This is a genomic window from Flavobacterium sp. EDS, from assembly GCF_020991525.1.
Lineage (GTDB): Bacteria > Bacteroidota > Bacteroidia > Flavobacteriales > Flavobacteriaceae > Flavobacterium.
Genome location: NZ_JAJMOZ010000011.1, coordinates 69,387 through 95,870 on the forward strand (window position 1 = coordinate 69,387; position 26,484 = coordinate 95,870).

Annotated in this window: 23 protein-coding genes; 9 read left to right on the forward strand and 14 right to left on the reverse strand. The window is 31.6% G+C overall.

The genetic code is table 11. The annotated features are described in order from the left end of the window. Window positions 1-40 precede the first annotated feature (40 nt). The 13 genes from LPB87_RS15470 to LPB87_RS15530 form a co-directional block, all read right to left on the reverse strand. Entirely contained in the window at window positions 41-787 is a 747-nt protein-coding gene (locus LPB87_RS15470) for a M15 family metallopeptidase (RefSeq protein WP_129538460.1), read from the reverse strand. Next, window positions 788-1,621, reverse strand: a complete 834-nt coding sequence (locus LPB87_RS15475; protein ID WP_129538461.1) for a DUF4846 domain-containing protein — start codon at window positions 1,619-1,621, stop codon at window positions 788-790. It abuts the gene before it with no gap. 64 nt (window positions 1,622-1,685) lie between these two features. Next, the gene (locus LPB87_RS15480) at window positions 1,686-3,713 is read right to left on the reverse strand and encodes a hypothetical protein (protein ID WP_230728480.1); all 2,028 of its coding nucleotides are present in this window, start codon (window positions 3,711-3,713) and stop codon (window positions 1,686-1,688) included. A 156-nt stretch (window positions 3,714-3,869) separates the two neighbouring features. After that, window positions 3,870-4,616, reverse strand: coding sequence for a 3-oxoacyl-[acyl-carrier-protein] reductase (fabG, locus tag LPB87_RS15485; RefSeq protein ID WP_129538463.1), 747 nt, complete (start codon window positions 4,614-4,616; stop codon window positions 3,870-3,872). A 124-nt stretch (window positions 4,617-4,740) separates the two neighbouring features. Beyond that, window positions 4,741-5,169, reverse strand: a complete 429-nt coding sequence (locus tag LPB87_RS15490) for a hypothetical protein (RefSeq protein WP_230728481.1) — start codon at window positions 5,167-5,169, stop codon at window positions 4,741-4,743. Between the two features lie 150 nt (window positions 5,170-5,319). Next, window positions 5,320-6,192: a succinate--CoA ligase subunit alpha gene (sucD, locus tag LPB87_RS15495; RefSeq protein WP_129538465.1), complete on the reverse strand. Its 873-nt coding sequence runs from the start codon at window positions 6,190-6,192 to the stop codon at window positions 5,320-5,322. An 86-nt stretch (window positions 6,193-6,278) separates the two neighbouring features. Continuing rightward, entirely contained in the window at window positions 6,279-6,641 is a 363-nt protein-coding gene (locus LPB87_RS15500; RefSeq protein WP_129538466.1) for a nuclear transport factor 2 family protein, read from the reverse strand. Window positions 6,642-6,643: 2 nt separating this feature from the next. Continuing rightward, window positions 6,644-7,573, reverse strand: coding sequence for a UDP-3-O-(3-hydroxymyristoyl)glucosamine N-acyltransferase (locus LPB87_RS15505; protein ID WP_230728482.1), 930 nt, complete (start codon window positions 7,571-7,573; stop codon window positions 6,644-6,646). A gap of 142 nt (window positions 7,574-7,715) precedes the next feature. Continuing rightward, window positions 7,716-8,282, reverse strand: coding sequence for an elongation factor P (gene efp, locus LPB87_RS15510; protein WP_129538468.1), 567 nt, complete (start codon window positions 8,280-8,282; stop codon window positions 7,716-7,718). 92 nt (window positions 8,283-8,374) lie between these two features. Continuing rightward, entirely contained in the window at window positions 8,375-9,160 is a 786-nt protein-coding gene (gene lpxA, locus LPB87_RS15515) for an acyl-ACP--UDP-N-acetylglucosamine O-acyltransferase (protein ID WP_035624097.1), read from the reverse strand. Window positions 9,161-9,229: 69 nt separating this feature from the next. Then, window positions 9,230-10,618, reverse strand: coding sequence for a bifunctional UDP-3-O-[3-hydroxymyristoyl] N-acetylglucosamine deacetylase/3-hydroxyacyl-ACP dehydratase (locus LPB87_RS15520; protein ID WP_129538469.1), 1,389 nt, complete (start codon window positions 10,616-10,618; stop codon window positions 9,230-9,232). After that, complete coding sequence (gene lpxD / locus LPB87_RS15525; protein WP_129538470.1) at window positions 10,611-11,654, reverse strand: UDP-3-O-(3-hydroxymyristoyl)glucosamine N-acyltransferase; 1,044 nt, start codon at window positions 11,652-11,654, stop codon at window positions 10,611-10,613. The genes LPB87_RS15520 and lpxD overlap by 8 nt, the downstream gene beginning before the upstream one ends. A 40-nt stretch (window positions 11,655-11,694) precedes the next feature. Beyond that, complete coding sequence (locus tag LPB87_RS15530) at window positions 11,695-12,924, reverse strand: HD domain-containing protein (RefSeq protein WP_230728483.1); 1,230 nt, start codon at window positions 12,922-12,924, stop codon at window positions 11,695-11,697. 235 nt (window positions 12,925-13,159) lie between these two features. Here LPB87_RS15530 and LPB87_RS15535 point away from each other — a divergent pair, with 235 nt between their 5' ends. The 8 genes from LPB87_RS15535 to LPB87_RS15570 all read left to right on the forward strand — a co-directional run bounded on the left by LPB87_RS15535 (window position 13,160) and on the right by LPB87_RS15570 (window position 23,306). Next, window positions 13,160-13,657 carry a winged helix-turn-helix transcriptional regulator gene (locus LPB87_RS15535; protein WP_129538472.1) on the forward strand — a complete coding sequence of 166 codons (498 nt, stop codon included), beginning with the start codon at window positions 13,160-13,162 and terminating at the stop codon, window positions 13,655-13,657. Window positions 13,658-13,674: 17 nt separating this feature from the next. Beyond that, complete coding sequence (locus tag LPB87_RS15540) at window positions 13,675-14,796, forward strand: efflux RND transporter periplasmic adaptor subunit (RefSeq protein ID WP_129538473.1); 1,122 nt, start codon at window positions 13,675-13,677, stop codon at window positions 14,794-14,796. A gap of 8 nt (window positions 14,797-14,804) precedes the next feature. Further along, window positions 14,805-17,975, forward strand: a complete 3,171-nt coding sequence (locus tag LPB87_RS15545) for an efflux RND transporter permease subunit (protein WP_129538474.1) — start codon at window positions 14,805-14,807, stop codon at window positions 17,973-17,975. Next, window positions 17,965-19,368 carry a TolC family protein gene (locus tag LPB87_RS15550; RefSeq protein ID WP_129538475.1) on the forward strand — a complete coding sequence of 468 codons (1,404 nt, stop codon included), beginning with the start codon at window positions 17,965-17,967 and terminating at the stop codon, window positions 19,366-19,368. Before LPB87_RS15545 ends, LPB87_RS15550 begins: the two co-directional genes overlap by 11 nt. Before the next feature lie 173 nt (window positions 19,369-19,541). Beyond that, on the forward strand, window positions 19,542-21,095 hold the full coding sequence (locus tag LPB87_RS15555; protein WP_129538476.1) for a bifunctional response regulator/alkaline phosphatase family protein: 1,554 nt from the start codon (window positions 19,542-19,544) through the stop codon (window positions 21,093-21,095). 73 nt (window positions 21,096-21,168) lie between these two features. Further along, window positions 21,169-21,576 carry a tRNA (adenosine(37)-N6)-threonylcarbamoyltransferase complex ATPase subunit type 1 TsaE gene (gene tsaE, locus LPB87_RS15560; RefSeq protein WP_129538477.1) on the forward strand — a complete coding sequence of 136 codons (408 nt, stop codon included), beginning with the start codon at window positions 21,169-21,171 and terminating at the stop codon, window positions 21,574-21,576. Between the two features lie 110 nt (window positions 21,577-21,686). Beyond that, window positions 21,687-22,886 (forward strand): alanine dehydrogenase, encoded by a 1,200-nt coding sequence (locus LPB87_RS15565; protein ID WP_164998665.1) that lies wholly within the window; start codon window positions 21,687-21,689, stop codon window positions 22,884-22,886. A 36-nt stretch (window positions 22,887-22,922) separates the two neighbouring features. Next, window positions 22,923-23,306, forward strand: a complete 384-nt coding sequence (locus LPB87_RS15570) for a DUF4258 domain-containing protein (RefSeq protein WP_129538478.1) — start codon at window positions 22,923-22,925, stop codon at window positions 23,304-23,306. On the opposite strand, the gene ung is transcribed toward LPB87_RS15570, so the two are convergent. Further along, window positions 23,303-23,974 (reverse strand): uracil-DNA glycosylase, encoded by a 672-nt coding sequence (gene ung / locus LPB87_RS15575; protein WP_230728484.1) that lies wholly within the window; start codon window positions 23,972-23,974, stop codon window positions 23,303-23,305. The genes LPB87_RS15570 and ung overlap by 4 nt on opposite strands. A 111-nt stretch (window positions 23,975-24,085) precedes the next feature. Here ung and LPB87_RS15580 point away from each other — a divergent pair, with 111 nt between their 5' ends. Further along, a complete protein-coding gene (locus tag LPB87_RS15580; protein WP_230728532.1) occupies window positions 24,086-26,251 on the forward strand; it encodes a DNA mismatch repair protein MutS in 2,166 nt (721 codons plus the stop codon). The last annotated feature ends 233 nt before the right edge of the window (window positions 26,252-26,484 follow it).

Genomic DNA, 26,484 nt, shown 5'->3' on the forward strand with positions numbered 1-26,484 from the left:
TCCCTTCACAATATTTTTTTATTATAAAATAATTTAAAATCTATAAAAAAAGTTCAGGTCGATACTCAAAATGCATTGTGTCATAATGTTTCCAATTTCCTCCCCAAATAAAACCATATTTTTCAAAAATTGAAACTAGTTTCAAGGGAATTTGATTTCTATACGAAAGAGTAGCTTCTTCATTTTTACATTTACAATCCCATTGCCAATAATTGGAATTCTTGACATTAATATCTATAGTCATTCCATAACTATGCATACTCAATCGGTTTGTTCCTGAAATTTTTCTCCAATTAAATGTACCTCCAATAACATTAATATATTTTTTAAATTCTGGATTATTATCTAATTCTGCCGAGAGTTTTTTAACTATTTTATCAATTCCATTTACGGTTGTTACTTTTATTTTTTGATTGACTAATTTTGGGCACCAAATAATTTCAATCAATTTTGATTCAACTTCTGATTTTGAATTTCCGTAAATTTTCTTAAAAAAAGCTTCATTTCGAATTCTCCCTGGGTCTTCCTTTGGAATTAAATTCTTATTTGCTTTATTATAAACAAACTTAAATTGATCCTCAATATCTGGATTTTCCAACAATTCTTGATTCATTTTATTTTTAAAATCATCATAAATCAAACTTGATTTATCGCTAAAGATAATTTTATTGTCTTTATAACCAATAATTTGACTTGGGTATGCTCTAATTAATTTTTGAACATTCAATGGGATTTCTTGAGAAAAAACATTTTGGAAAATTAGAACTAAAAAAAGGAATCGTTTCATTTAAAAACGTTTTAATTGTGAAGAACTAAAAGTCCATTCGGGTGTTTTCAGAGTGGTTCCAAAATCGACGGTATACCAGGGACTCAACGAACTATTATTTGGATTTTTCAATATTTGAATTTCCTGTGCTGGCATATAGCTTTGTGCTAAAAGCATAATTTTTTGTTTGTTTTTGGGATTTACAGCTATATCAACCACAATAACAGCGTGACCTGGAAAGCCTCCTTTTATAAAAACATCTCCAATTTTTATGTCTGAAACATTAATTGATTTCAGCTCTTTTTCTAACGAAGCAGTTCCTGCATACATAAAAACCGTCTCTAAGTATTTCCAATAGGTTTCATAACTGTTAGATGGTTTTGCAGTTTTAACCCAACTGGTTTTGTTACCTTTAATTGCAATTCTGTAACCTGCGGCCCATTTACTAAAATCAACTCGAAAACCATTTGTGAAATTAAAATGTATTTTATCGTACTGTTTTTGGCTATAAAAATAATCTGCTCGCAAACGCATCACAGCATCAGCACATTGATGCAAATCCTGTTTTCCAATGGGTAAATTTACAACTGCTTCATAAACGTTTCGATTTGATTTTACAGTTCCATTAAAATACATAACGTTTGAACCAGATTGTTTTAATGGAAGATTTCGTAAAAAAGATCCAAACGAAGTTTTAGATTCGTCTTCTCGTACAAATCCCTGAGGTGGTTGAAAACGTTCCTGAATCGTATTTTCTAAAAGATTACTTTTGGTAGTATTATCTGTCTTTGAAAATGAAAAAAAACAAAAAAGTGCCATCAAAATTGTTACAATAAACAAGAATTTAACTTTCATAATTTAGACTTTTAATTTATAATTTCAAGATTATAAAAGCTAGAAAGAATTGGATTATATTTTATCACAACAATCCATTATATTTTCTAACAAACCATTCAGTTGCCAATGCAATAGCAATTAAAATTAAAAGCCAAATCCAATCAATTAAAGGAGTTTTGGTACTTACATTTTTTTGTATTGCTTTGTATTCTTGATTTTCTAAAAGTGTTTTTATTAATACATCCGATTGGTCTTGAAAAAATGCTTTTCCATTAGTCTGTAGTGCTAATTGCTGTAATTTTTGAACATCCGGATTTATAAACTGCTTTTCGATATCAAAATCTAATACCTCAAAATGACTTGAGTATGTGGTTTTTGAATTTAATTCTTTAACAGAGAAAGAATATTTCCCAGCCGGAAGTCCATCTAGATTTACAGAGTAAGAATTGTTACCTTTTAATAAATCATAATTTTTAGTTTGCTTCGTTTCGGTATTAGTTACTGAAATAGTGAGATTAGCTTTCTCGTCAAACTCATAGTTTTTATTAAAATATTGAGCATTAATTTCTAGTGCATCTCCTGAATTATAAAAGCTCTCGTGGTTTACGACCAATGATTTTTTAGTATTATTTGATGCTAGATATTGAATGATTTTATCAATAAAAACATCATATTTTGCAAACGACTGATTATCAATATGACTTTGCATGCGCCATTTCCATGTGTTTTCTCCAAAAAGATAGGCACCTCTTTTTCCTTGGCTTTCTGTAAAAGCTAATAACGGAGCATTGGTAGTTACATTTCTAATTTTTGACGAAAGTAAAGTCGAAATATTTTCATTGGAAGTAATTGTTCCGAATGAATTTTGCAAAGGCGGGAAATTTCCAAATCCAATTTCTTCAGCTGCAAAAAGATTGAATTGCGAATTGAATTCGGCTAAGTAATCTTCTTTCTGATTGCTCATTCTAAATGAGAAAGAAGTTTGTTGTTGATTTAGAAAATTGAAGTCAGTATTATTTCCAGTTATAATAAAAGTATTAATTCCAGCCGCTTTGTTTGAATCGAAAACGGTTTTGAAAGCTCCAGTAGGCTGGTATAAAATTAAAATATTGTAATCTTGTAATGATTTAATTTCATTCGGTTTAACTAAAACAACTTTGCGTTGTGCATTAGATTCTATCGAACGTTTTAAAGCTGCAATATCAGGATGGTTTATTGCAGAAACAATAGCTACGGTTGTTTTCTGGTCTATAACTTCTACAGCAAAATTCTTAGTATTATTATAAATGTTTTTTTCTTTTTCACTTGACGAAATAGTGGCTTTGAAAACTTGTACTCCTACTTTATCTGCAGGTAATAGTATATTTAAAGTAGCCGTTTTTTTAGAAGGTGAAAATGAAACCTTTTCTTTTACCAAAACAGTAGTGCCCTGAGAAATCGATAAATCGGAATTTATATTTTTTGTTCCTGAATATTGAAGAAATACTTCAACTGGGAATTTATTTTTATAAAAAGCATATTTGTTTACATTGAGCTGATTTATTTTTAAATCCAAGAAAGTTGTAGTATCTCCTACTATTATTGGATAAACTTTGTTGTTTGGATCAAAACGATAAACATAATCATTTCCTGTAGTTTGGTTTCCGTCAGTAATAATTACAGTTGGAAAAACTACATTCTTATTGATGCTTTTTAAATTTTTTGCAATTTCGTCTAGATTAGTCTGAGTTCCTTTAAAATCAAATTCTTCCGATTGTTTAAAATCGGCATCAAATTGATACGATTGAATTTCGTACTTATCTTGTAACTCTTTATTCGACGTTAATTTTTTATACAGTTCAATAACTTTTTCTTTAGAATTTAAAGCGGTTATCGAACTAGAATTATCCACTACAATTGGTAATGGAGTTTTAATGATTTCTAATGATTTTTTGGTAATTATCGGATTTATCAATAAAACTAATATCCCAAAAATGGATAGAAAACGTAAAAAAGCCAAAAACAAATTCAGTTTTGATTTGCTTTTGGCCTTATAATAATATTGAAAAAATGACAAACCTCCTGCAACTACTAATGAAAGTACCAATAATAGAATCGTGTTTGTAGTCATGTTTTTTTATTAAAAGATTTAATCCTTGAAAGATTTAATGATTGAAAAACAAAATCAGCTGTTATTACTCAAATATTTAAATTATTGAGCGATAGTAACCTAAATCTTTACAACTAAAACCTTTGAACCTTTGTTACTCAGAACCTCAGTACCTTTCTATGTAAGCATTCCTCCACAAACATTAAGAACTTGTCCTGTAACGTAAGCACTCATATCTGAAGCTAAGAAAAGACAAGCATTTGCCACATCTTCAGTAGTTCCTCCACGTTTCAACGGAATTCCTTCTCTCCATCCTTTAACTACATCTTCGCTTAATTTTGCAGTCATTTCAGTTTCAATAAACCCAGGTGCAATTGCATTACAACGAATATTACGAGAACCTAATTCTAATGCTACTGATTTTGTAAATCCGTTAACACCAGCTTTTGAAGCAGCATAATTAGTTTGACCAGCATTTCCTTTTACACCAACAACACTACTCATGTTAATGATTGATCCAGAACGTTGTTTTAAGAATGTTTTTTGAATTGCTTTTGTCATATTAAAAACTGATTTCAAGTTAACATCAATAACCTGATCAAAATCAGCTTCAGACATACGCATTAAAAGGTTGTCTTTTGTAATACCAGCATTATTTATTAAAATATCTACAGTTCCAAAATCAGCTAAAACAGCTTCAACGAAATTTTGAGCTTCTGTAAAGTCAGCTGCATTCGATTGATATCCTTTTGCTTTTATACCTAGAGCGTTTAATTCTTTTTCTAAAGCCAAAGCTGATTCTACAGATGAACTGTATGTAAAAGCCACATTTGCACCATGTTTGGCAAAAACTTCAGCAATTCCTTTTCCTATTCCGCGGCTTGCGCCAGTTATGATGGCAACTTTTCCTTCTAGTAATTTCATATTATGGTATTCGTTTTTTATTTTCTAAATACAAATATAGATTATTTGGGCGTTTTATAAAATTTGTAATACAAAAAAAGCCTCACCAAGGTGAAGCTTTTTTATATCGTTGTCAGGAGTTTAACTAGAAAGCTACATTCCATCTTGGTAATCTACCATTTTCATCCAAGAAATCTTGTAGAATTTTCCCTTCAATGTATGTTGGGATTATTTTTACATCTGCATTAAAAGTCTCATACCAAGAAACTTCTAATCTTTCGATTCCTTCAATTTTCATTTGTGCTGGCCAAGAATATTTTCTTCCTGTTTTTGCAAATTGGTGACCATTAACGATTTTATCGTGTAATCCACCATTTTTACTTTTTAGAGTTCCATCATTTTGTACCGTTCCAGTAGAACCTACCATGATTAATTCTTTGTTCTCACCATCAACAGCGTAAACAACAAAAACTCCACTTCCAGATTCAGATGCATTGCATACTTCTTCTAGACTATCGTCTTGTGTGTAAGTAAAATTTCCTTTTACTGTAAAATTTTCTAATTCTTTGTACATATTTCTTCAGATTTTTCACGAAGGCTCTAAGATCCTAAGAAACTCAGTTGCTAAGTGTTTGTTATATTCCATACATTCTATTAATGTAAAAAAAGTCTCAACAGATATTGAGACTTTTTTTTGGAATTTATTATTTTAAAATATTAGAGATTATCCTAATACTTCTTTTACTTTTTTACCAATTTCAGCTGGAGAATCAACTACGTGAATTCCGTTGTCTCTCATAATTTGCTTTTTAGCTTCAGCTGTATCATCAGTACCACCAACGATTGCACCTGCGTGACCCATTGTACGTCCTGCTGGAGCAGTTACTCCTGCGATGAAACCTACAACTGGCTTACGGTTACCATCAGCTTTAATCCATTTAGCAGCATCAGCTTCTAATTGTCCACCAATTTCACCAATCATTACGATACATTCTGTTTCTGGGTCATTCATTAATAACTCAACAGCTTCTTTAGTAGTAGTTCCAATAATTGGATCTCCACCAATACCAATTGCTGTAGTTATTCCTAATCCTTGTTTTACAACTTGGTCAGCCGCTTCGTAAGTTAAAGTTCCTGATTTAGAAACGATTCCTACAGTTCCTTTTTTGAAAACGAAACCTGGCATAATTCCAACTTTTGCTTCACCTGGAGTAATGATACCTGGACAGTTTGGACCAATTAATCTAGCATTTCTTTCTTTTACATAACTGTTGGCTTTAATCATATCTGCTACAGGAATTCCTTCAGTAATAGCAATGATAACTTTAATTCCAGCGTCAGCTGCTTCCATAATTGCATCAGCAGCAAATGCAGGTGGTACAAAAATAATTGTTGTATCCGCTCCAGCTTGTTCTACAGCATCTTTTACTGTGTTAAAAACTGGACGATCCAAATGTGTAGTTCCTCCTTTTCCTGGAGTAACACCACCTACAACATTAGTACCGTACTCAATCATTTGAGAAGCATGGAAAGTTCCTTCGCTTCCTGTAAATCCTTGAACAATTATTTTGGAATCTTTATTAACTAAAACACTCATGATATATATTTTATGTAGTTTTTAAAATTGTGATGCAAAAGTAAGGTTTTGTAAATTATTTTGAACCTTTTTATTATCAAAATATCTTATAATAATTGACTCATTTGATAACCTCGGTATAATTTATTGTCTTTTATTTGCCAAATAGCCATAAAATGGGCTAATAACATTTCTTCTCTTGGATTTTCGATAGTCTTTACATAATGTGAATAACGTACCGAAACTAAATCATCCTCTTCGATTATATGACTTATTCTAACTTTAGAACGCACATAGGCTCTGCTTAATTCGTTGGATAAGTCTATTACTCCATTGTAATCTAACTGGATAGGTCCTTTTGTACTATGCCAATCAACAATTACTTCTGGATGCAAATATAATTTGAAGGTTTCGCTATCAATTAAAGCATCCGACTTATAAAATTTTTGAATAAATTCTTTAGCAGTCATAGTTATTTTAATTTATTTAGAATTTCAGGAATTTTCTTGATATTAGCCAATTGTTTTAGCTTTTCTCTTGATTCTTCAATTGGCGTACCAAAATAAGATTTCCCTCCTTCTACAGATTTAGTAACTCCTGTTTGTCCCATTATTACAGCCTTCTCTCCTATCGTAATACCGCTTGTTGTGCCAACTTGTCCCCAAATTGTCACTTCATCTTCTATAATTACACAGCCAGCAATACCAGTTTGTGATGCAATTAAGCATTTTTTTCCAATAACAGTATCGTGTCCTACGTGAACCTGATTATCAAGTTTGGTTCCTTCGCCAATGGTTGTATCGCCTGTAACACCTTTGTCGATAGTACAAAGCGCTCCAATTCCAACATTGTCTTTTATTACAACTCTTCCTCCGGAAATTAATTGATCGAAACCATCAGGGCGTTTTTTGTAATAAAAGGCATCTGCTCCTAATATTGTTCCAGCATGAATGATAACATTATCACCAATTACAGTATGGTCATATATTGATACATTAGAATGTATCAAACAGTTTTTACCAATTGTTACATGATTTCCAATAAAACAATTGGGCTGTATTAATGATCCTTCTCCTATTATTGCTGAATCTGATATAGCAACATTAGCAAATCGAAAAGGTTTGAAATGTTTTGTAAGTTTATTAAAATCTCTAAAAGGATCATCAGAGATTAATAGTGCTTTACCTTCAGGGCAATCTACAACTTTATTGATTAAAACAATAGTTGCTGCTGAATTTAAAGCCTTGTCATAATATTTTGGATGATCTACAAAAACAATATCTCCAGGCTCGACAACATGAATTTCATTCATACCTAAAACTTGGAAGTTTTTATCACCAACAAATTCGCAGTTAAGCAAATTTGCAATTTCTTCTAAAGAGTAAACTTTTTGAAATTTCATATTTTATAATTAGAAAATTTGTCAATTAGAGAATGTGTCAATTAGAAAATGTGTCAATTAGAAAAAAGAAAAGCGTTTAGTTAATTTCTGCTAAAGCATTAATTTTCTAATTGACTCATTGACAAATTATCTTATTGAAAAACTACTCTTTCACACGCTCCATGTAAGAACCAGAAGCAGTATCAATTTTAATTTTATCCCCTTCATTAATAAACAAAGGAACGTTTACTGTAGCTCCAGTTTCAACAGTTGCAGATTTTGTTGCATTTGTTGCTGTGTTTCCTTTAATTCCTGGCTCAGCATAAGTAACCTCTAAGATTACAGAAGCAGGCATATCTACCGATAGAGGTAAATCTGTTTCAGTATTAATTTGGACCATTACGTTAGTTCCTTCTTTTAATAATCCAGGAGCATCCAAAATTGATTTATTCAAAGAGATTTGCTCAAATGTTTCATTGTTCATGAAGTGAAACTCATCACCTTCAGCATATAAAAATTGGTATGTTTGTGTTTCAACACGAACATCTTCGATTTTATGTCCAGCAGAAAATGTATTATCTAATACTTTTCCAGTTGTTAAGCTTCTTAATTTCGTTCTAACAAAAGCAGGACCTTTACCTGGTTTTACGTGAAGAAATTCAATGATTTTATAAATGTCGTGATTGTATTTGATACAAAGTCCGTTTCTTATGTCTGATGTTGATGCCATTATATTTTGTTTTATTTAATATTTTGTTTAATCGTTTAACCGTTTATTTGCTTTCTATTAAACGATAAAACAAATTCACGATAGAACTTTTTCTAGTAATTTCCTGAATATCCTTTCATAATTCCACGTGATGAGTTTCTGATAAAATCTAAGATTTCATCTCTTTCTGGAGTTGCTTCCATTTCACCTTCGATTATGCTAAGTGCTTGAGTTGTATTATAATTTTTTTGGTATAAAATTCTATAGATTTCTTGAATTTCTCTGATTTTATCTGTGCTAAAACCTCTTCTTCTTAAACCTACTGAATTAATTCCTACGTATGATAATGGCTCTTTTGCAGCTTTAGTATATGGAGGAACATCTTTTCTCACCAAAGAACCTCCAGATATCATTGCATGATCACCGATATGGATAAATTGATGTATTGCAGCCAAACCACCAATTACAGCATGGTTTCCTACTACAACGTGTCCTGCCAATGCAACACCGTTTACAATAATGGCATTATTACCAATCTCACAATCGTGAGCAATATGAGCATAGGCCATAATTAAGCAATTGTTACCAAGGATTGTTTGCCCTGAAGCAACAGTACCACGATTAATTGTAACACATTCTCTAATAGTACAATTGTCTCCTATTATTGCTAGAGAGTCTTCTCCTCCAAATTTTAAATCTTGAGGTACTGCAGAAATAACTGCGCCTGGAAAAATATTACAATTTTTACCTATTCGTGCGCCTTCCATTATGGTTACATTTGAACCAATCCAAGTGCCATCACCAATAACTACATTATTGTGAATTGTTGTAAAGGGCTCAATTACAACGTTTTTAGCGATTTTAGCGCCAGGATGAACATAAGCTAAAGGTTGATTCATCTGTATTTTTTGTATTTTAAATTAAAATTGTCTTTTTTGGAAACAATAAATCTTAAGAATTAACTATTTTTATTGTTTTCTTGCAATTTGTGCCATTAATTCTGCTTCGGTAACTAATTTACCATTCGCATAAGCATTTGCCTGCATGTGACAAATTCCTCTTCTTATAGGAGAAATTAATTCACATTTAAATATTAATGTATCTCCAGGTAATACTTTATGTTTGAACTTAACATTGTCTATTTTCATAAAATAAGTCAAGTAATTTTCTGGATCTGGAACTGTACTTAATACTAAGATTCCTCCTGTTTGTGCCATTGCTTCTACAATTAAAACACCTGGCATAACCGGTGCTTCAGGGAAGTGACCAACAAAGAAGTTTTCGTTCATGGTAACATTTTTCAATCCTACAACATGACTAGAAGACATCTCAATAATTCTATCAATCAATAAAAATGGAGGTCTATGAGGTAAAACTGACATGATTTTATGAATGTCCATCAAGGGTTCTTGATTTAAATCATAAACAGGTACATGGTTTCTCTGTTCTATTTTTATAATTTTAGCTAATTTTTTAGCAAACTGAGTATTTACAAAGTGACCAGGTTTGTTAGCGATAATTTTACCTTGGATTCTTACTCCAATTAAAGCTAAATCTCCAATAACGTCAAGCAATTTATGTCTTGCAGCTTCATTTGGATAATGTAATGTAAGGTTATCTAAAATACCGTTTGGTTTAACAGTGATCTTATCTTTTCCAAAAGCTTTCTTTAAATTCTCCATTGTAGATTCAGATATTTCTTTATCCACATATACAATTGCATTGTTTAAATCTCCACCTTTGATTAATCCATGCTCTAAAAGAGATTCTAATTCATGTAAGAAACTAAATGTTCTTGAATTTGAAATTTCTGATTTAAAATCAGCAATACTTTTTAATGTTGCGTTTTGAGTACCTAAAACTTTAGTACCAAAATCAACCATAGTTGTAACTTGGTAATCATCACTTGGCATTACAAGAATTTCACTTCCTGTTGCTTCATCTGTAAAAGAAATAACTTCTTTTACAACATATACATTGCGTTGTGCATCTTGCTCTTCTATTTTAGCTTTTTCAATTGCTTCAACAAAATATTTTGATGAACCGTCCATTATTGGAAGTTCTGATGCGTTTAATTCGATTATAACGTTGTCTAAATCACAACCTACCAATGCCGCTAGAACGTGCTCTGGTGTTTGAATTTTAACACCTAGTTTTTCTAAATTTGTACCTCTTTGTGTATTTACTACATAATTAGCATCAGCCTCAATAATTGGGTGACCTTGCAAATCAACTCTCACAAAAGTAAATCCATTATTTATTGGAGCAGGCTTAAAAGTCATTGTTACTTCTTTACCAGTGTGTAGTCCAACTCCTGTTAGTGAAATTTCCTCCTTGATGGTCTTCTGTTTAACCATTATTTCCATTTTTTTGGTTTAATATTTGTTTTTTTAATTCTTCTAGTTCAGCAACGATTTTAGGCAAATTCTTAAAATGTACATACGATTTATTGAAATCTGTATATCCAAGTGAAGGTGTTCCTTGTAATATTTCGTCGTCTTTAATGTTTCTGGCAACTCCAGATTGGGCTTGCAATCTAACATTGTTTCCAATAGTTAAATGTCCTGCTATTCCCACTTGTCCACCAATCATAGCATTTTTACCAATTTTTGTAGAGCCAGCAACTCCAGATTGAGCAGCAATTACGGTGTTTTCACCAATTTCTACATTATGAGCAATTTGTATTTGATTGTCTAACTTTACTCCTTTTCGGATAATTGTTGATCCTAAAGTAGCTCTATCTATAGTTGTATTTGCTCCAATATCGACGTTATCTTCTATAATTACATTTCCAATTTGTGGAACTTTACTATAAATTCCTTCTTCGTTTGGTACAAAACCAAATCCGTCAGCACCAATAATTGTTCCCGAATGAATTGTGCAATTGTTTCCAATTATTGTTTCAGAATAAATTTTGGCGCCTGCAAAAATATGGACATTATTGCCAATAACAACATTGTCACCGATAAAAGAGTTAGGATAAATTTTGACATCGTTACCTAAAACTACGTTTTGCCCCACATAACTAAAGCTTCCTAAATATAGATTTTCTCCATATTTAACACTTTCAGATAAGAAAGATTGTGGCTCAATTCCGTTTTTATTCAATTTTACTTGATTATAAAACTCTAATAATTTTGAAAACGAAGCATAAGCATCGTCAACTTTAATTAATGTTGTGCTAATTTCTGTTTCGGGCACAAAAGTGTCATTAACGATTGTTACTGAGGCTTTTGTCGAATATATATAATTGATATATTTAGGGTTAGCCAAGAAAGTAAGAGAGCCTTCTGTACCTTCTTCGATTTTAGATAAGCGAGAAACTTCTGCATTGGGATTCCCAACAACCTCTCCTCCTAAAATTTCTGCTATTTGTTCTGCTGTAAATTTCATTGCGACAAAAATATAAAAAAATAGGTTTTAAATGTTAATTTTAGATCAGTTGTTTTGGAAAGCAGATGTAATACTTTGTTACCAATTTAGATAACGATTTCAAATTCAGCTGGTCTGAGGCTTCTACAACGTCCTCAATTGTCTTATCTTTTTTTAATATTCGTATAGGTTCGGCTTCTTTACTGTAAGCTTGATTTTTTATTTTTCCTCTATATATAAAATAACTAGCGTCAATTGCTGAGATGTTGTTTTGAGCAGCAAATCGTTCTTTTAGACTTTGTAATTCCTCTAGTGAAACTTTTTCGCTTGTTAGCTTTATTTTTAATAAATCTCTGTTTACTATCATTTTACTTAAGGTAGAAAGTATAAAATCATCATGTTTTTGCCAAGATTTTAAAGCTCCTATTATATCGAAATCATCCAATTGAGAAAATAAATCCAATGTTTCAGGAGTGAAATTTTCTAAAGTAATCTTGTTTTGCATAAAAAATAACAAAGGTTCGCTACAAGGAAGGTGAATTCCTTTTATTGTTAATTCTTTTGCTCTTTTTAATACTTTCGTCAAAATAAGCTCTGCAACCAAACTCGTTTTATGTAAATAGGCTTGCCAATACATTAATCTTCGAGAAAGTAAAAACTTTTCAACAGAGTAAATTCCTTTTTCTTCAATAACCAAAACATCATTTACAACGTTCATCATCTGAATTAAGCGTTCAGAATTGACATTTCCTTCCGCTACACCACTATAAAAACTATCACGTTTAAGATAATCCATACGGTCCATATCTAATTGACTAGATATTAATTGTAACATAAATTTTCGGTGGTAATCTCCCTTAAATATCTGAATGGCAAGACTTAACTTACCGTTAAATTCAATATTTAATTGATTCATAAATAGTAACGAAATAGCTTCGTGATTTACATCCTCAACAATACTTCTCTCCATAGCATGAGAAAATGGCCCATGTCCAATGTCATGTAATAAAATAGCTACGTATAGTGCGTTTTCTTCTTCTGTAGAAATTATTACTTCCTTGAAGCGCAATGTTTCAATTGCTTTTTGCATTAAATGCATACAGCCTAAGGCATGATGAAAACGAGTATGATTTGCTCCAGGATATACCAAATAAGACAGTCCCATTTGTGAAATTCGGCGTAAACGCTGAAAATAGGAATGCTCAATTAAATCATATATTAAAGCATTTGGAATGGAAATGAAGCCGTAAATGGGATCATTGAAAATTTTCAGCTTATTGATAATATTCACTATTTGGTTCTTTTTTAGGTCAACAAATATAACTAATTATAGACTTATTCTGTTTTACATTGTGAGCAAAAAAGCAAACAAATAAACTTTTATGATGAAATGTTATCATAATTCTTTAAATTAGTACAACGAAAAGGCAATATTACGCTTTTTTTAGGTAACAAATAATTAACACAAATTTAAGTTCGTTTAGTTCGGTAAATTGCGAACCAATTTTATCTTTGTCAAAAAAATTATGGAAACTAGTATACACAAGGAAAAAGAAGAGCTTATAGAGTTATTCGGTAATCATTTCGAATCAGTGTATCATTTGCCACCACTTTGCTCAAGAATTTTAGGACTATTAATAGTTGAAGCCTGTAAAGCAGGTTTGACTTTCGAACAAATAGTCGAAAAAGTCGGCGCCAGTAAAAGTACAGTATCAACAAACTTAAATTTTCTATTAAAAATGGGAAAGATTGATTATTACACTTTGCATGGTGATCGAAAAAAATATTTCAGACCATCCCCTTTCAGTGAACGATTTGCAAATTATTTAAAAATAATAGAAATCGAAAAAAGAATAATTGATAAAATGATTACTTATAGAGAAAAAACAATGGATAGTCCAGAAGAAAGAATTAATCTAGAGCATGCGAAAGCATATAAAAGTCACGTTAAAAAAGTTGAAGAATTGTTGCAGGAAACAATCTCAGAATTCGTAGAAATAGAAAAAGTTAATAATAAATCATAAATCAAATTTAAATTCAAATGAAGAATATCACATTCTCCCTAATAGCTATAATGCTGGTTTTTGCGTCATGTAAAAAAAAGGAAGAACAAGCTCCGCCACAAGGTCCAGCTCCGTTCCCAGTTAGAACAATTTCAGTACAAGATGCTGTAGTATATCAAGAGTATAGTGCAAATCTCGAAGGACAGCATAATGTTGAAATCCGCCCAAAAGTGAATGGGTATATTCAAAAAATTTATGTTGATGAAGGTCAGGTTGTTAAAAAAGGACAATTACTTTTTAAACTTGAAACACAAACTTTAAATCAAGATGCATCTGCCGCTAAAGCTTCAGTTCAGGCTGCACAAGTTGAAGTTGACAGATTAAAACCACTAGTTGACAGAAAAATTATTAGTGTTGTTCAATTAGAAACTGCTAAAGCCAAACTAGCACAAGCAAAAAGTACTTACGGTAGTATTGCTGCAAATATTGGGTACGGAACAATCGTTTCTCCTGTAAGTGGAGTAATTGGAGGTTTACCTTTTAGAGAAGGAAGCTTAGTTAGCGCTACTAGTGAAGTGCCTTTGACAACTGTATCTGATACAAAAATCGTACGTGCTTATTTCTCAATGAATGAAAAACAATTGTTATTCTTTAATAAAACATTTAAAGGAGCAACTACAGCAGAAAAATTGAAAGCTGCACCACCAGTTTCATTGATTTTAGTAGATAACACAGAATACGACCAAAAAGGAAAAATCGCTACAATGAATGGTTTAGTAGATCCAGCAACAGGAAATACACAATTTAGAGCAGACTTTAATAATCCTCAAGGTATCCTAAGAAGTGGTAGTACTGGAATTATTCGTTTGCCTATCGAACAAAAAAATGTAATGTTGGTTCCTCAAAATGCAATTTTCGAAGTGCAAGGAAAACAAACACTTTATGTTGTTGAAAAAGGAAACAAAGTAAAATCTACAATTGTTGAAACAAACGGAACTTCAGGTTTAGACTTTATTGTTACAAGCGGGTTAAAAGATGGTGACGTTGTAGTTGTAGAAGGAGCATCTAAATTAAAAGATGATATGGAAATTACACCACAGCCTGTTAAAGATCCAGCTGTTGAAACAGCAGAAACAAAAAATACTACAGCTAAAAAATAATATACAAGATGTTAAAGACGTTTATAGAAAGACCAGTTCTCTCGACGGTAATATCTATCTTAATCACCATACTAGGTGTTTTAGGACTGATGTCATTACCAGTAGAGCAATACCCCGAAATAGCCCCTCCAACTGTTCAGGTAACTGCAACATATACAGGTGCAAATGCTGAAACAGTATTAAATAGTGTTGTTATTCCTCTAGAAGAAGAAATAAATGGTGTGGAAGGAATGACATACATGACCTCTTCTGCAGCGAATGATGGTTCTGCGAAAATATCTGTTTATTTCGAACTTGGAGTTGACCCAGATATTGCTGCGGTAAACGTTCAAAATAGAGTTTCTCGTGCTACCAGTAAATTGCCACAAGCAGTTGTACAGACTGGGGTTACGACACTAAAAAGTCAGACGAGTGCTTTGATGTTCTTTGCGTTGTATTCGAACAACAAAGATTTTGATGAAACTTATATTCAGAATTATGCCAAAATTAACCTTGTACCAAAATTACAGCGTGTTAAAGGTGTAGGACAAGTAAATGTTTTTGGAGCGAAAGATTACTCTATGAGAATCTGGATTAATCCAGAAAAAATGGCTGCTTACGAAATATCACCAAAAGATATTCAGGCAGCATTGCAAGAGCAAAACGTAGAAGCTGCTCCAGGTAAATTTGGAGAAAATGCTGACGGAATTTACGAATATGTAATTAAATATAAAGGACGTCTTTCAGAAATTAAAGACTACGAAGATATTGTAATTAAAGCTACAGGTAATGGAAATTTCGTTCATTTAAAAGATGTTGCAACTGTTGAGTTGGGTGCTTTTAATTATGGGAACAAGAATATAGCAATGGGTAAACAAGGTGTTGCTGTTGGTATATTCCAAACTTCAGGATCTAATGCGCAAGATATTATTACCGAAGTTATGAATATTTTGGAGGTTTCTAAACCAGATTTTCCAAAAGGTGTAGATTACGTAATTCCTTATAATACAAAAACGTTCCTTGATGCATCGATAGAAAAAGTAATCTCAACATTGATTGAAGCTTTTATATTGGTATTTATAGTAGTGTTTTTATTCCTACAGGATTTCCGTTCTACGTTAATTCCTGCAATAGCAGTTCCTGTAGCAATTGTTGGAACATTTTTCTTCCTGCAGGTATTTGGATTCTCTATCAATATGTTAACATTGTTTGCAATGATTCTAGCTATTGGTATTGTGGTCGATGATGCAATTGTCGTCGTCGAGGCTGTGCATGCTAAGTTAGATGAAGGAGTGAAATCTGCAAAAGAAGCTACTATTTCTGCAATGAGCGAAATTACAGGAGCTATTATATCTATCACATTAGTAATGTCTGCGGTGTTTATACCAGTATCGTTCTTAAGTGGACCGTCAGGTGTTTTTTATCAACAGTTTGCTATTACATTGGCAATTGCGATTTTGATTTCGGCTATTAATGCATTGACTTTAAGTCCAGCCTTATGTGCGCTATTCTTAAAGCCTCACGAAGCATCAGAGCATCATGATAAAAATTTCAAAGATAGATTCTTCATTGCTTTCAATACTAGTTTTGATAGAATGAATAATAAATATGTTAAGTCTTTAGGGTTCTTAGCAAGAAGGAAATGGGTTGCAATATCAGGATTGATAGCATTCTGTGCTATTACTATCATTTTGTTCCAAACTACACCTTCAGGATTTATTCCTAATGAGGATAGAGGAATTATTTTTGCTGATTTAACACTTCCTCCAGGAACAACAATCGAGAAAACTCAAAAGGCAGTTAATGAATTGGATTCTATTTTGGCTTCAATGGACATTGTTGAATCACGAATGAGTGTTGTTGGTTTTAGTTTGTTAAATAGTGTGAATGGTGGGTCTTATGCCTTTTCTGTAATTAAATTAAAAGACTGGGAACACCGTAAGGAAGCCAATCAATCTGTAGATGCTGTAGTTGGTGAGCTATTTGGAAGAACGGCACATTTTAAAGATGCCAAAGCATTATTTTTTACACCTCCGAGTGTACAAGGTTTTGGATCTGCAGACGGTTTTGAGTTAAAAATTCAAGATAAAGGTGATGATGATTGGGCAACAGTAAGTAAAGTAAGTAATGAGTTCTTAGGTGAATTAATGAAAAGACCTGAAATTCAATATGCTATTACAAACTTTAACCCTAACTTTCCACAATATCAAATGGATATTAATGTAGAAAGAGCTAAAAATGCAGGAGTTTCTGTTTCAGAAATTTTTAATACCATGCAAGGGTATTATGGAGGATTGTATACTACAGATTTTAATAAATTTGGTAAACAATATCGTGTAATGATTCAAGCAAAACCTTCTGAAAGAGCAACTCTTGAATCAATTAATACTATTTATGTTAAGAATGCTGCAGGAAAACAAGTAGCTATAAATCAGTTTGTTGATTTTAAAAGAATTTATGGACCAGAAGCTGTTGCCCGTTTCAACTTGTTAAAAGCTGTAAACGTAAATGGTAAAGCAAAACCTGGGTATAGTTCTGGAGATGCAATTAAAGCAGTTCAGGAAGTAGCAGCACAGCATTTACCTAAAACCTATACTTACGAATTCTCTGGAATGACACGTGAAGAGATTCTTGCAGGTAGTCAGGCCGCAGGTGTATTCTTGTTGAGTTTGATATTTGTATATTTCTTATTAAGTGCACAATACGAAAGTTATTTAGTACCATTGTCAGTATTGCTTTCATTACCTGTAGGTATTGCTGGAGCTATTGGTTTTGTGAAACTAGCTGGATTAGAAAACAACATTTATTTCCAGGTAGCCCTGATAATGCTTATAGGACTACTGGCCAAAAATGCCATTCTGATAGTTGAGTTTGCTATACAAAGGCGACGACACGGAATGGACTTGACAGAGGCTGCGATAGAAGGTGCAAAAGCACGTTTACGTCCTATTTTAATGACCTCCCTTGCTTTTATCTTTGGTTTAATGCCTTTGGCTTTTTCTTCTGGAGTTGGAGCTGTAGGTAACCGTTCAATTGGTATGGGAGCTGTTGGTGGAATGTTAATAGGAACAATCTTTGGAGTATTTGTTATTCCGATTTTGTTTATTATTTTCCAAAGCTTACAAGAAAGAATCTCTGGGAAACCATTTACAGAGCAACAATCAGATGTTACACTTTTAGACGAAGAAAATGAAAAATAATGTATATAAAATAGTAACTGTTGCCTTCACGGCAACAGTTATGCAATCCTGCTTCGTTGCAAAAGATTACGAAAGACCTAAGGATATTAAAACGGAGAACTTATATAGAACCGAAGTGGTTTCTAAAGACAGTACTTCTATGGCAAATCTGTCTTGGGATAAAGTTTTCACTGATCCTATTTTGCAAGGTTATATCAGAAAAGGATTGGAAAATAACTTAGATATTCGAATTGCAATGCAAAATATTGCTGCTGCTGAAGCATCAATGAAACAAGGAAAAGCAGGGTACTTCCCTACTCTTTCTGTTGGTACAGATTGGACACATCAGCAGTTATCAAAAAACAGTCAGTTTGGAGCTTTACTTCAAAATCGCAGTACTGATCAATATCAAGTTGCTGGAACATTAGGTTGGGAAGCTGATATTTGGGGAAAAATAAGAAGTAATAAACGTGCAACAAATGCTGCTTATTTACAAACTACTGCTGCAAATCAAGCTGTAAAAACACAGTTAATTGCAGATATTGCCGCAACGTATTATCAGTTGATTGCAATAGATGAGCAAATTAAATTATCAGAAGAGACTTTGATCAACAGAATTGAAAGTGTTGAAACGATTATTGCTTTAAAAGATGCAGGAAATGTAACTGAAGTTGGAGTTAAACAAACAGAAGCTCAAAAATATGCTACAGAAATTATCATCGCTGACTTAAAAGTAAGTACGATACTTTTTGAAAACAAAATGAGTATTCTTTTAGGAGTAGCACCTACTAAAGTAGAGAGAAGTAGTTTTGAGGTTCAAAAAATGCAACCAGAAATTACACTTGGAGTACCTGCTACTTTATTAAGAAACAGACCTGATGTAATTGCGGCTGAGTATAATTTGATTTCAAATTTTGAAAGAACTAATGTGGCAAGAAGTAATTTCTATCCAACATTTAAAATTACTGCTACAGGTGGATTACAAAGTATAGATCTTAAAGAGTGGTTTAGTTCAAATTCATTTTTTGCTAATATTGTAACAGGATTAACACAGCCAATTTTTAATCAACGTTTGAATAAAACAAATTTAGAAATAGCTAAAGCAAATCAAGAAAAAGCATACATACAATTTGAGCAATCATTGTTAAATGCGGGAAAAGAAGTTTCAGATGCATTAGCACAGTATAACAACGAAACCAAAAAAATTGTAATTCGTCAGAAGCAAGTAGATGCATTAAAAGTGGCTACAGATTATTCAGATGAATTATTAAAATACGGTTTAGTGAATTATTTAGAAGTTCTTACTGCAAAAGACAATGCGTTAAATGTAGAATTAACTTTAATAGATAATAAATTTTCACAATACAACGCTATTATCCAACTATACAGAGCCCTTGGTGGTGGATGGCAGTAAGATTTCATAGTTAGTTAGGTTACTTATTAATTTTTATATTTAAACCACTGAGTATTTTTATATTCAGTGGTTTTGTTTTTTATACTAAAAATTATCATAATATTAATAAATAGCCGTTTTAAAAAGAAGTAAATTGCCACTTAGATTTAACACTTTTGACAAGCTATATAATTATGGATAAGATAAAAATACTTTGGGTTGATGATGAAATCGACTTATTAAAGCCACACATACTATTTCTGGAGAAAAAAAATTATGCAGTAACGACTTGTAATAATGGTCTAGATGCAATTGCAATTTTTGAAGAAGACAATTTTGATATCGTTTTTCTTGATGAAAATATGCCAGGAATGAGCGGATTAGAAACACTTTCAGAAATGAAAGAAAAAAAATCAACCATTCCGATGATTATGATTACCAAAAGTGAAGAAGAGTATATCATGGAGGAGGCTATCGGTTCTAAAATAGCAGATTACCTAATAAAACCAGTAAATCCGAATCAGATTTTATTAAGTTTAAAGAAAAATCTGGATCACTCAAGATTAATTTCTGAAAAAACGACATTAGATTATCAAAAGGAATTCCGAAAAATAGCTATGGAAATGGCAATGGTAAATTCTTATGAAGATTGGATTGAATTGTATAAAAAACTTGTGTTTTGGGAATTAGAACTTGAGAATATTAATGATCAAGGAATGATTCAAATTTTGGAGTCTCAAAAAGTTGAAGCTAACTCACAATTTGGTAAATACATAGAGCGTAATTACGAAGATTGGTTTGCACCAAAGGCAGATAAACCAATTCAATCACATACTTTATTTAAAGAATTAGTGGTTCCGGAAATTAAGAAGAAAGACAAGCCAATTTTGTTTGTAGTAATAGATAATTTGCGATATGATCAATGGAAATCATTTGAGAAAGTAGTAGGAAATTATTATAAGCTAGAAAAAGAAGTTCCTTATTTCTCTATACTTCCAACAGCAACACAATATGCGAGGAATGCAATATTTTCTGGCTTGTTACCTATAGAAATGGAAAAACAATTTCCTGAGTATTGGAAAAATGATGTTGAAGATGGTGGGAAAAATTTATATGAAGCGGAGTTTTTAAGTGCACAATTAAAACGCTTGGGATTAAATATTAAAGAAGATTATTTTAAAATTACCAATTTGGCAAGTGGAAAAAAACTGGCTGAAAATTTCAAGGCGCTAAAAAATAATGACCTTGTTACGGTAGTTTATAATTTTGTTGATATGTTGTCGCATGCTAAAACAGAATTGGATGTTGTTAAAGAATTAGCTTCTGATGATAAAGCGTACCGATCACTAACATTAAGTTGGTTCAAAAATTCTCCACTGTTAGAAATTATACAACAGGCTCAGCACTTAGGATTTAAGTTAATTCTTACTACAGATCATGGTACAATCAATGTGAAAAATCCATCAAAAGTGGTGGGAGATAAAAATACAAGTTTAAATCTTCGATACAAAACAGGACGTAGTTTGACCTATGAGCATAAAGATGTGTATGTTGTAAAAGAACCAAAAAAAATAGGATTACCTGCCATAAATATGAGCAGTTCGTTTATTTTTGCAAAAAATGATTTGTTTTTGGCCTACGTAAATAATTACAATCATTATGTGAGTTATTATAAAAACACCTATCAACATGGTGGAATTTCATTAGAAGAAATGATTATTCCATTCTTGATATTTAATCCTAAATAAGATAAGGAGTATTTGATTGCTCCTTGCTATAGTGGTAGAATCAATTAAGTTTAAAAATATTATAAAAATCAAAATGGAAGTTACTTTTTCGTTGGATCAAATTCAGGAAGTTGCAAAACAAATTTTAGCTCAAAACCCTAATAAAATTCTCCTTTTTAATGGAGAAATGGGTGCTGGTAAAACTACGCTAATTAAGCAGTTATGTAAAAGTCTAGGGATTGAGGATGCTACAAGCAGTCCTACTTTTTCTTTAGTTAATGAATATCATACAAATGACAATCAGACGGTTTATCATTTTGATTTTTATAGATTAAATCATGAAACAGAGGCTTTGGATATGGGAGTTGATGATTATTTATATTCAGGAAATTGGTGTTTTATAGAATGGTCCGAGAAAATTCCAAGTTTAATTCCAAATGAACATTCTGTTATTACAATTGAATTATTACCTGACGGGAAGCGTTTATTAAAATTAGTTTAATTTTATTCTAAACTGAATTTATACTTCTTGAAGTAAAGCGTATTAGCCTTGGGAATACTGTTTTATTAAAAACTTTTTACGTAATTTGTACTCTTAATTTTGCATAGACAATGTCAATAACGATAACTCCATTTACGAAACAAGAATTGTTGCCTCAAGAAGAAAAACTTGAAATTGGCAGATATAAAAGAGAACTTTTTATTGGGATTCCTAAGGAAACAAGTTATCAGGAACGTCGTATTTGTTTAACACCAGATGCAGTAAATTCACTTACTTATCAGGGACATAGAGTTATGATAGAATCTGGTGCTGGCGAAAGTTCAAGTTATACAGACAAAGAATACAGTGATGCTGGAGCAGAAGTGACAAAAGATACTAAACGAGTTTTTGGCTGTCCAATGTTATTAAAGGTTGAGCCTCCGACGATTAATGAGATTAAAATGATGAATCCGGAAACAATTTTGATTTCTGCGATTCAATTAAAAACAAAGAAAAAAACTTATTTTGAAGCTTTAGCACATAAAAAAATTACTGCATTAGCATTTGAATATATAAAAGACGAAGACGGATCTTATCCTGCTGTGAAATCATTAAGTGAAATTGCAGGAACGGCATCTATATTAATTGCAGCCGAATTGATGATTACCGATGAAATTGGAAAAGGGTTGCTATTTGGTAATATTACAGGTGTTCCTCCTACTGATGTTGTAATTTTAGGAGCAGGAACGGTTGGTGAATTTGCTGCAAAAACGGCAATTGGTCTTGGAGCTACAGTTAAGGTTTTTGACAATTCGATTACTAAATTGCGCCGTTTGCAAAATAATCTAAATCAACGTGTTTTTACATCAACCATACAACCAAAAGCGTTGTTAAAAGCATTAAGACGTTGCGATGTTGCAATTGGAGCTATGCGTGGAAAAGAACGTTGTCCGATTGTTGTTACTGAAACGATGGTTGAGCATATGAAAAAAGGTGCTGTAATTGTAGATGTAAGTATTGATACTGGTGGTTGTTTTGAAACTTCAGAAGTAACCACACATGAAAAACCTACCTTTATAAAAAGTAATGTTTTACATTATTGTGTTCCTAATATTCCATCACGATATTCTAAAACTGCTTCACTTTCAATAAGTAACATTATTACACCTTATTTATTGCAAATTGCGGAAGATGGTGGAATTGAAAGCGCTATAAGATGTAATAAAGGGTTGAAAAACGGAGTTTATGTTTATCATGGAATTTTAACTAATAAAGCCATTGGCGAATGGTTTGATTTACCTGATAATGATATTAATTTACTTGTTTTCTAAAGCATCTTTAGCGTACCTTTGCCAAAAATAGAATTCATGAAATTTACACATCGTTTTGCTTATTATTTAGTTGGTTTGGTTATTGGATGTTTCTTTGTAGGTCTTGTATTTAGTGGAAAAGATACACGTTGTAATTATTTTCCAAATGCAAGAGTTTTAAATGATTTAAGAAATAAACCATTCCATTATTCAGACGAAGCTTCTAAAGTTTTAGCAGAAAAATGGATAGATACTTCAGATATTAAAAATACATTGCAATTTGGTGATGTTGATTTTGATAAAAGCAATACAGAATATAAAAAAGGAAAATTATATGTTATTGAAGGTAAGACTTTAAAGAACCAAAAAGTAATACTTAAAGTAATTAATTATCCTGGAAAAGCTGTTCTAGAATCTATAGAAAAAAAACAAGCTGATTAGAGCCATTTGATTTCGGGAATTTCTTTTGATTTCAGAAAAACATTTGTTTTACTAAAATGTTTGTTTCCAAACCACTTCCCTTGATTGGCACTCATAGGCGATGGATGTCCAGACTCAAGAACTAAATGTTTTGTAGTATCTATTTTTCGTCCTTTTTTTTGTGCAAATGCTCCCCATAATAAGAAAACTACATTTTCTTTTTTATCTGATATGGCTTGAATTACTGCATCTGTAAATAAATTCCATTTTAGATGTTTATGACTATTTGGTGTATCTTTTCGAACAGTTAATGAAGCATTTAAAAGTAAGACGCCTTGTTTTGCCCAAGATTCTAAATTGCCAGAAGTGGGCATAAATACCGAATCAAAATCAGTATTTAATTCTCTGTAAATATTTCGTAGCGAAGGAGGTATTTTTATATTGTCATTCACAGAAAAACTTAAACCATTTGCCTCACCTACTCCATGATATGGATCTTGTCCGATGATGACCACTTTTATATCTTGAAATGTACAATGGTTAAGTGCAGAGAAAATTAAATCAATTGGTGGGAAGCAAACATTATTTTTATATTCTTCTTCTACATTTGTCATTAAATCATTAAAGTAAAGCTTTGCTATTTCTTTTGATAATATGGTTTGCCAATCTGGATTGAGGTTAATTTTCATTTCAATAAATTTTACTACAAATTACGCAAAGTTTTTTGCAAAGTACCAATTAATACTACTATTTAGTTTTAAAACTTTGTAACTTTGAAACTTTACAACTTACGTTATAATATGATATCTATTACTGATAAAACATTACAAGATTTACAATTTCCTACAGTACTCGAGACTATTTCGGATATTTGTAATACTGATATAGGCAAACAAAAAGCTTTAGAAATAACACCATTTAGAGATAAAGAAACTTTGATGCAAGCATTAATGCAAACATCTGAGTATGTTTCGTCTTTCCAAAATAATAATGCAATTCCAAATCATGGCTTCGATGCAATTAGTTATGAGATAAAATTTTTAGCAATTGAAGATAGTTTTCTTGAAGTTGGAAGTTTTAGAAAAATTGCAACCTTATCATCTACAGTTAATTTTTTATTGAATTTTTTAAAAAAATTCGATGATTATTATCCTAATCTAAATATTAGAGCTTCGCAAGTTGAATTTACTAAAGATATCATTTCGCAAATAGATGTTGTTGTAGATAAATATGGAGAGATAAAAGATAATGCTTCTCCTGAACTTGCCAATATACGTCGTGATATGAATTTGGTTCGAGGAAAAGTAAATCAAAGTTTTGGTGTAGCTTTGACACAATATAATAGTTTAGGTTATTTGGATGATATTAAAGAAAGCTTTGTACAAAACCGTCGAGTTTTAGCAGTTCTTGCAATGTATCGCCGTAAGGTAAAGGGCTCTATTTTAGGAAGTTCTAAAACGGGTAGTATTGCTTATATTGAACCTGAGACAACTCTACAATATTCTAGAGAACTAAGTAATTTAGAATATGAGGAAAAAGAAGAAGTCACGCGTATTTTAAAACAATTGTCAAATGCTATTCGCCCTTATTTATCTTTGCTGATTGAATATCAAGCTTTTTTAAGTGATATAGATGTTATTGCCGCCAAAGCAAAATATGCTAATAAGATAAATGGTATTTTGCCAACAATTACTGAAGAACGTCGCTTGTATTTTAGAGATGCTTTTCATCCAATTTTATACTTAAATAATAAGCAAAAGAACGAGATTACGCATCCGCAAACTATTGAATTAAAGCAAGATAATAGAATTATTGTTATATCTGGACCAAACGCAGGAGGTAAAACTATTTCTCTTAAAACGGTGGGATTATTACAATTAATGTTGCAATCAGGAATGTTGATTCCTGTACATGAACGTAGTGAAACTTTTTTGTTTGATAGAATTTTGACAGATATTGGTGATAATCAATCTATTGAGAATCATTTGAGTACCTATAGTTATAGGTTGAAAAACATGAATTATTTCCTTAAGAAGTGCAATCGCAAAACAATGTTTTTGATTGATGAATTTGGAACGGGCTCAGATCCTGAATTAGGTGGAGCTTTGGCTGAAATTTTCTTGGAAGAATTTTATCATCGAGAAGCTTTCGGAATTATAACGACACACTATTCTAATCTTAAGATTTTAGCAAATGAACTGCCTTATGCTACAAATGCAAATATGCTTTTCGATGAAAAATCTTTGGAACCAATGTATAAATTAGTTCTTGGTCAGGCTGGAAGTTCATTCACGTTTGAAGTTGCATTAAAAAATGGAATTCCATATGGTTTAATTAATCGTGCAAAAAAGAAAATTGAAATTGGAAAAGTTCGTTTTGATAAAACTATTGCTACTTTACAAAAAGAGCGTTCTAAATTAGAAAAAACTTCTTTGAACTTAAAAGAGGAAGAAACTAGAGCGCGTGCCGAAAGTAATAAAATGGAAAATATAAATGTCAAGATAAAACAAAAACTAGAAAGCTATCAGGAATTATATGATAGTAATCAGAAGACAATTTATATTGGACAAAAAATTGAAGATATCTCTGAGAAGTATTTCAATAATAAAAATAAAAAAGAATTGATAGGAGAATTTTTGAAGATTGTTGAAATTGAAAATTCCAAACGTAAAAAAGCAACTCCAAAAGAAGCAAAAGCAATAGTCGAAAAGAAAAAAGAAGTTATTGCCGAAGTTACTGTTCAGGTAGAAGAAATTCGAAAAGAGAAAAAAGAGAAAAAATTAAAAGCTGTTGTCGAAAAACCTAAAGTTACTTTAAAAATTGGTGATCGAGTTCGAATGATTGATGGAAGATCTGTAGGAAGTATTGATTCTATTGAAAAAAATAAAGCAACTGTAAATTATGGCATTTTTACTTCGAAAGTAAATTTAGACGAATTAGAATTTGTAGAAGCTGGAAAAAAATAAGTTTTAATTTTTGGATGCAATTTTCCGTCTTTAAAAACATGATTTTTGAGTTAAAAATCAAATAAAGCGATTTAAGAAATTGTTTTTAAAAATACGATTAAATAGATGGTGATTTTTTTAAAACGCCTTAAAAGTTATTTGTGAAGCTTGTTTTTTATTTAATAAATTTATAGAATTATCAATATTGATAGAATTAATTAATAGTATATGGGTTGATATTTTTAACTAGATAA

Coding starts and splice junctions, on each gene's coding strand:
- LPB87_RS15470 (WP_129538460.1), bottom strand. CDS start 787: ATGAAACGATTCCTTTTTTTAGTTCTAATTTTCCAAAATGTTTTTTCT.
- LPB87_RS15475 (WP_129538461.1), bottom strand. CDS start 1,621: ATGAAAGTTAAATTCTTGTTTATTGTAACAATTTTGATGGCACTTTTT.
- LPB87_RS15480 (WP_230728480.1), bottom strand. CDS start 3,713: ATGACTACAAACACGATTCTATTATTGGTACTTTCATTAGTAGTTGCA.
- fabG (WP_129538463.1), bottom strand. CDS start 4,616: ATGAAATTACTAGAAGGAAAAGTTGCCATCATAACTGGCGCAAGCCGC.
- LPB87_RS15490 (WP_230728481.1), bottom strand. CDS start 5,169: ATGTACAAAGAATTAGAAAATTTTACAGTAAAAGGAAATTTTACTTAC.
- sucD (WP_129538465.1), bottom strand. CDS start 6,192: ATGAGTGTTTTAGTTAATAAAGATTCCAAAATAATTGTTCAAGGATTT.
- LPB87_RS15500 (WP_129538466.1), bottom strand. CDS start 6,641: ATGACTGCTAAAGAATTTATTCAAAAATTTTATAAGTCGGATGCTTTA.
- LPB87_RS15505 (WP_230728482.1), bottom strand. CDS start 7,573: ATGAAATTTCAAAAAGTTTACTCTTTAGAAGAAATTGCAAATTTGCTT.
- efp (WP_129538468.1), bottom strand. CDS start 8,282: ATGGCATCAACATCAGACATAAGAAACGGACTTTGTATCAAATACAAT.
- lpxA (WP_035624097.1), bottom strand. CDS start 9,160: ATGAATCAACCTTTAGCTTATGTTCATCCTGGCGCTAAAATCGCTAAA.
- LPB87_RS15520 (WP_129538469.1), bottom strand. CDS start 10,618: ATGGTTAAACAGAAGACCATCAAGGAGGAAATTTCACTAACAGGAGTT.
- lpxD (WP_129538470.1), bottom strand. CDS start 11,654: ATGAAATTTACAGCAGAACAAATAGCAGAAATTTTAGGAGGAGAGGTT.
- LPB87_RS15535 (WP_129538472.1), top strand. CDS start 13,160: ATGGAAACTAGTATACACAAGGAAAAAGAAGAGCTTATAGAGTTATTC.
- LPB87_RS15540 (WP_129538473.1), top strand. CDS start 13,675: ATGAAGAATATCACATTCTCCCTAATAGCTATAATGCTGGTTTTTGCG.
- LPB87_RS15545 (WP_129538474.1), top strand. CDS start 14,805: ATGTTAAAGACGTTTATAGAAAGACCAGTTCTCTCGACGGTAATATCT.
- LPB87_RS15550 (WP_129538475.1), top strand. CDS start 17,965: ATGAAAAATAATGTATATAAAATAGTAACTGTTGCCTTCACGGCAACA.
- LPB87_RS15555 (WP_129538476.1), top strand. CDS start 19,542: ATGGATAAGATAAAAATACTTTGGGTTGATGATGAAATCGACTTATTA.
- tsaE (WP_129538477.1), top strand. CDS start 21,169: ATGGAAGTTACTTTTTCGTTGGATCAAATTCAGGAAGTTGCAAAACAA.
- LPB87_RS15565 (WP_164998665.1), top strand. CDS start 21,687: ATGTCAATAACGATAACTCCATTTACGAAACAAGAATTGTTGCCTCAA.
- LPB87_RS15570 (WP_129538478.1), top strand. CDS start 22,923: ATGAAATTTACACATCGTTTTGCTTATTATTTAGTTGGTTTGGTTATT.
- ung (WP_230728484.1), bottom strand. CDS start 23,974: ATGAAAATTAACCTCAATCCAGATTGGCAAACCATATTATCAAAAGAA.
- LPB87_RS15580 (WP_230728532.1), top strand. CDS start 24,086: ATGATATCTATTACTGATAAAACATTACAAGATTTACAATTTCCTACA.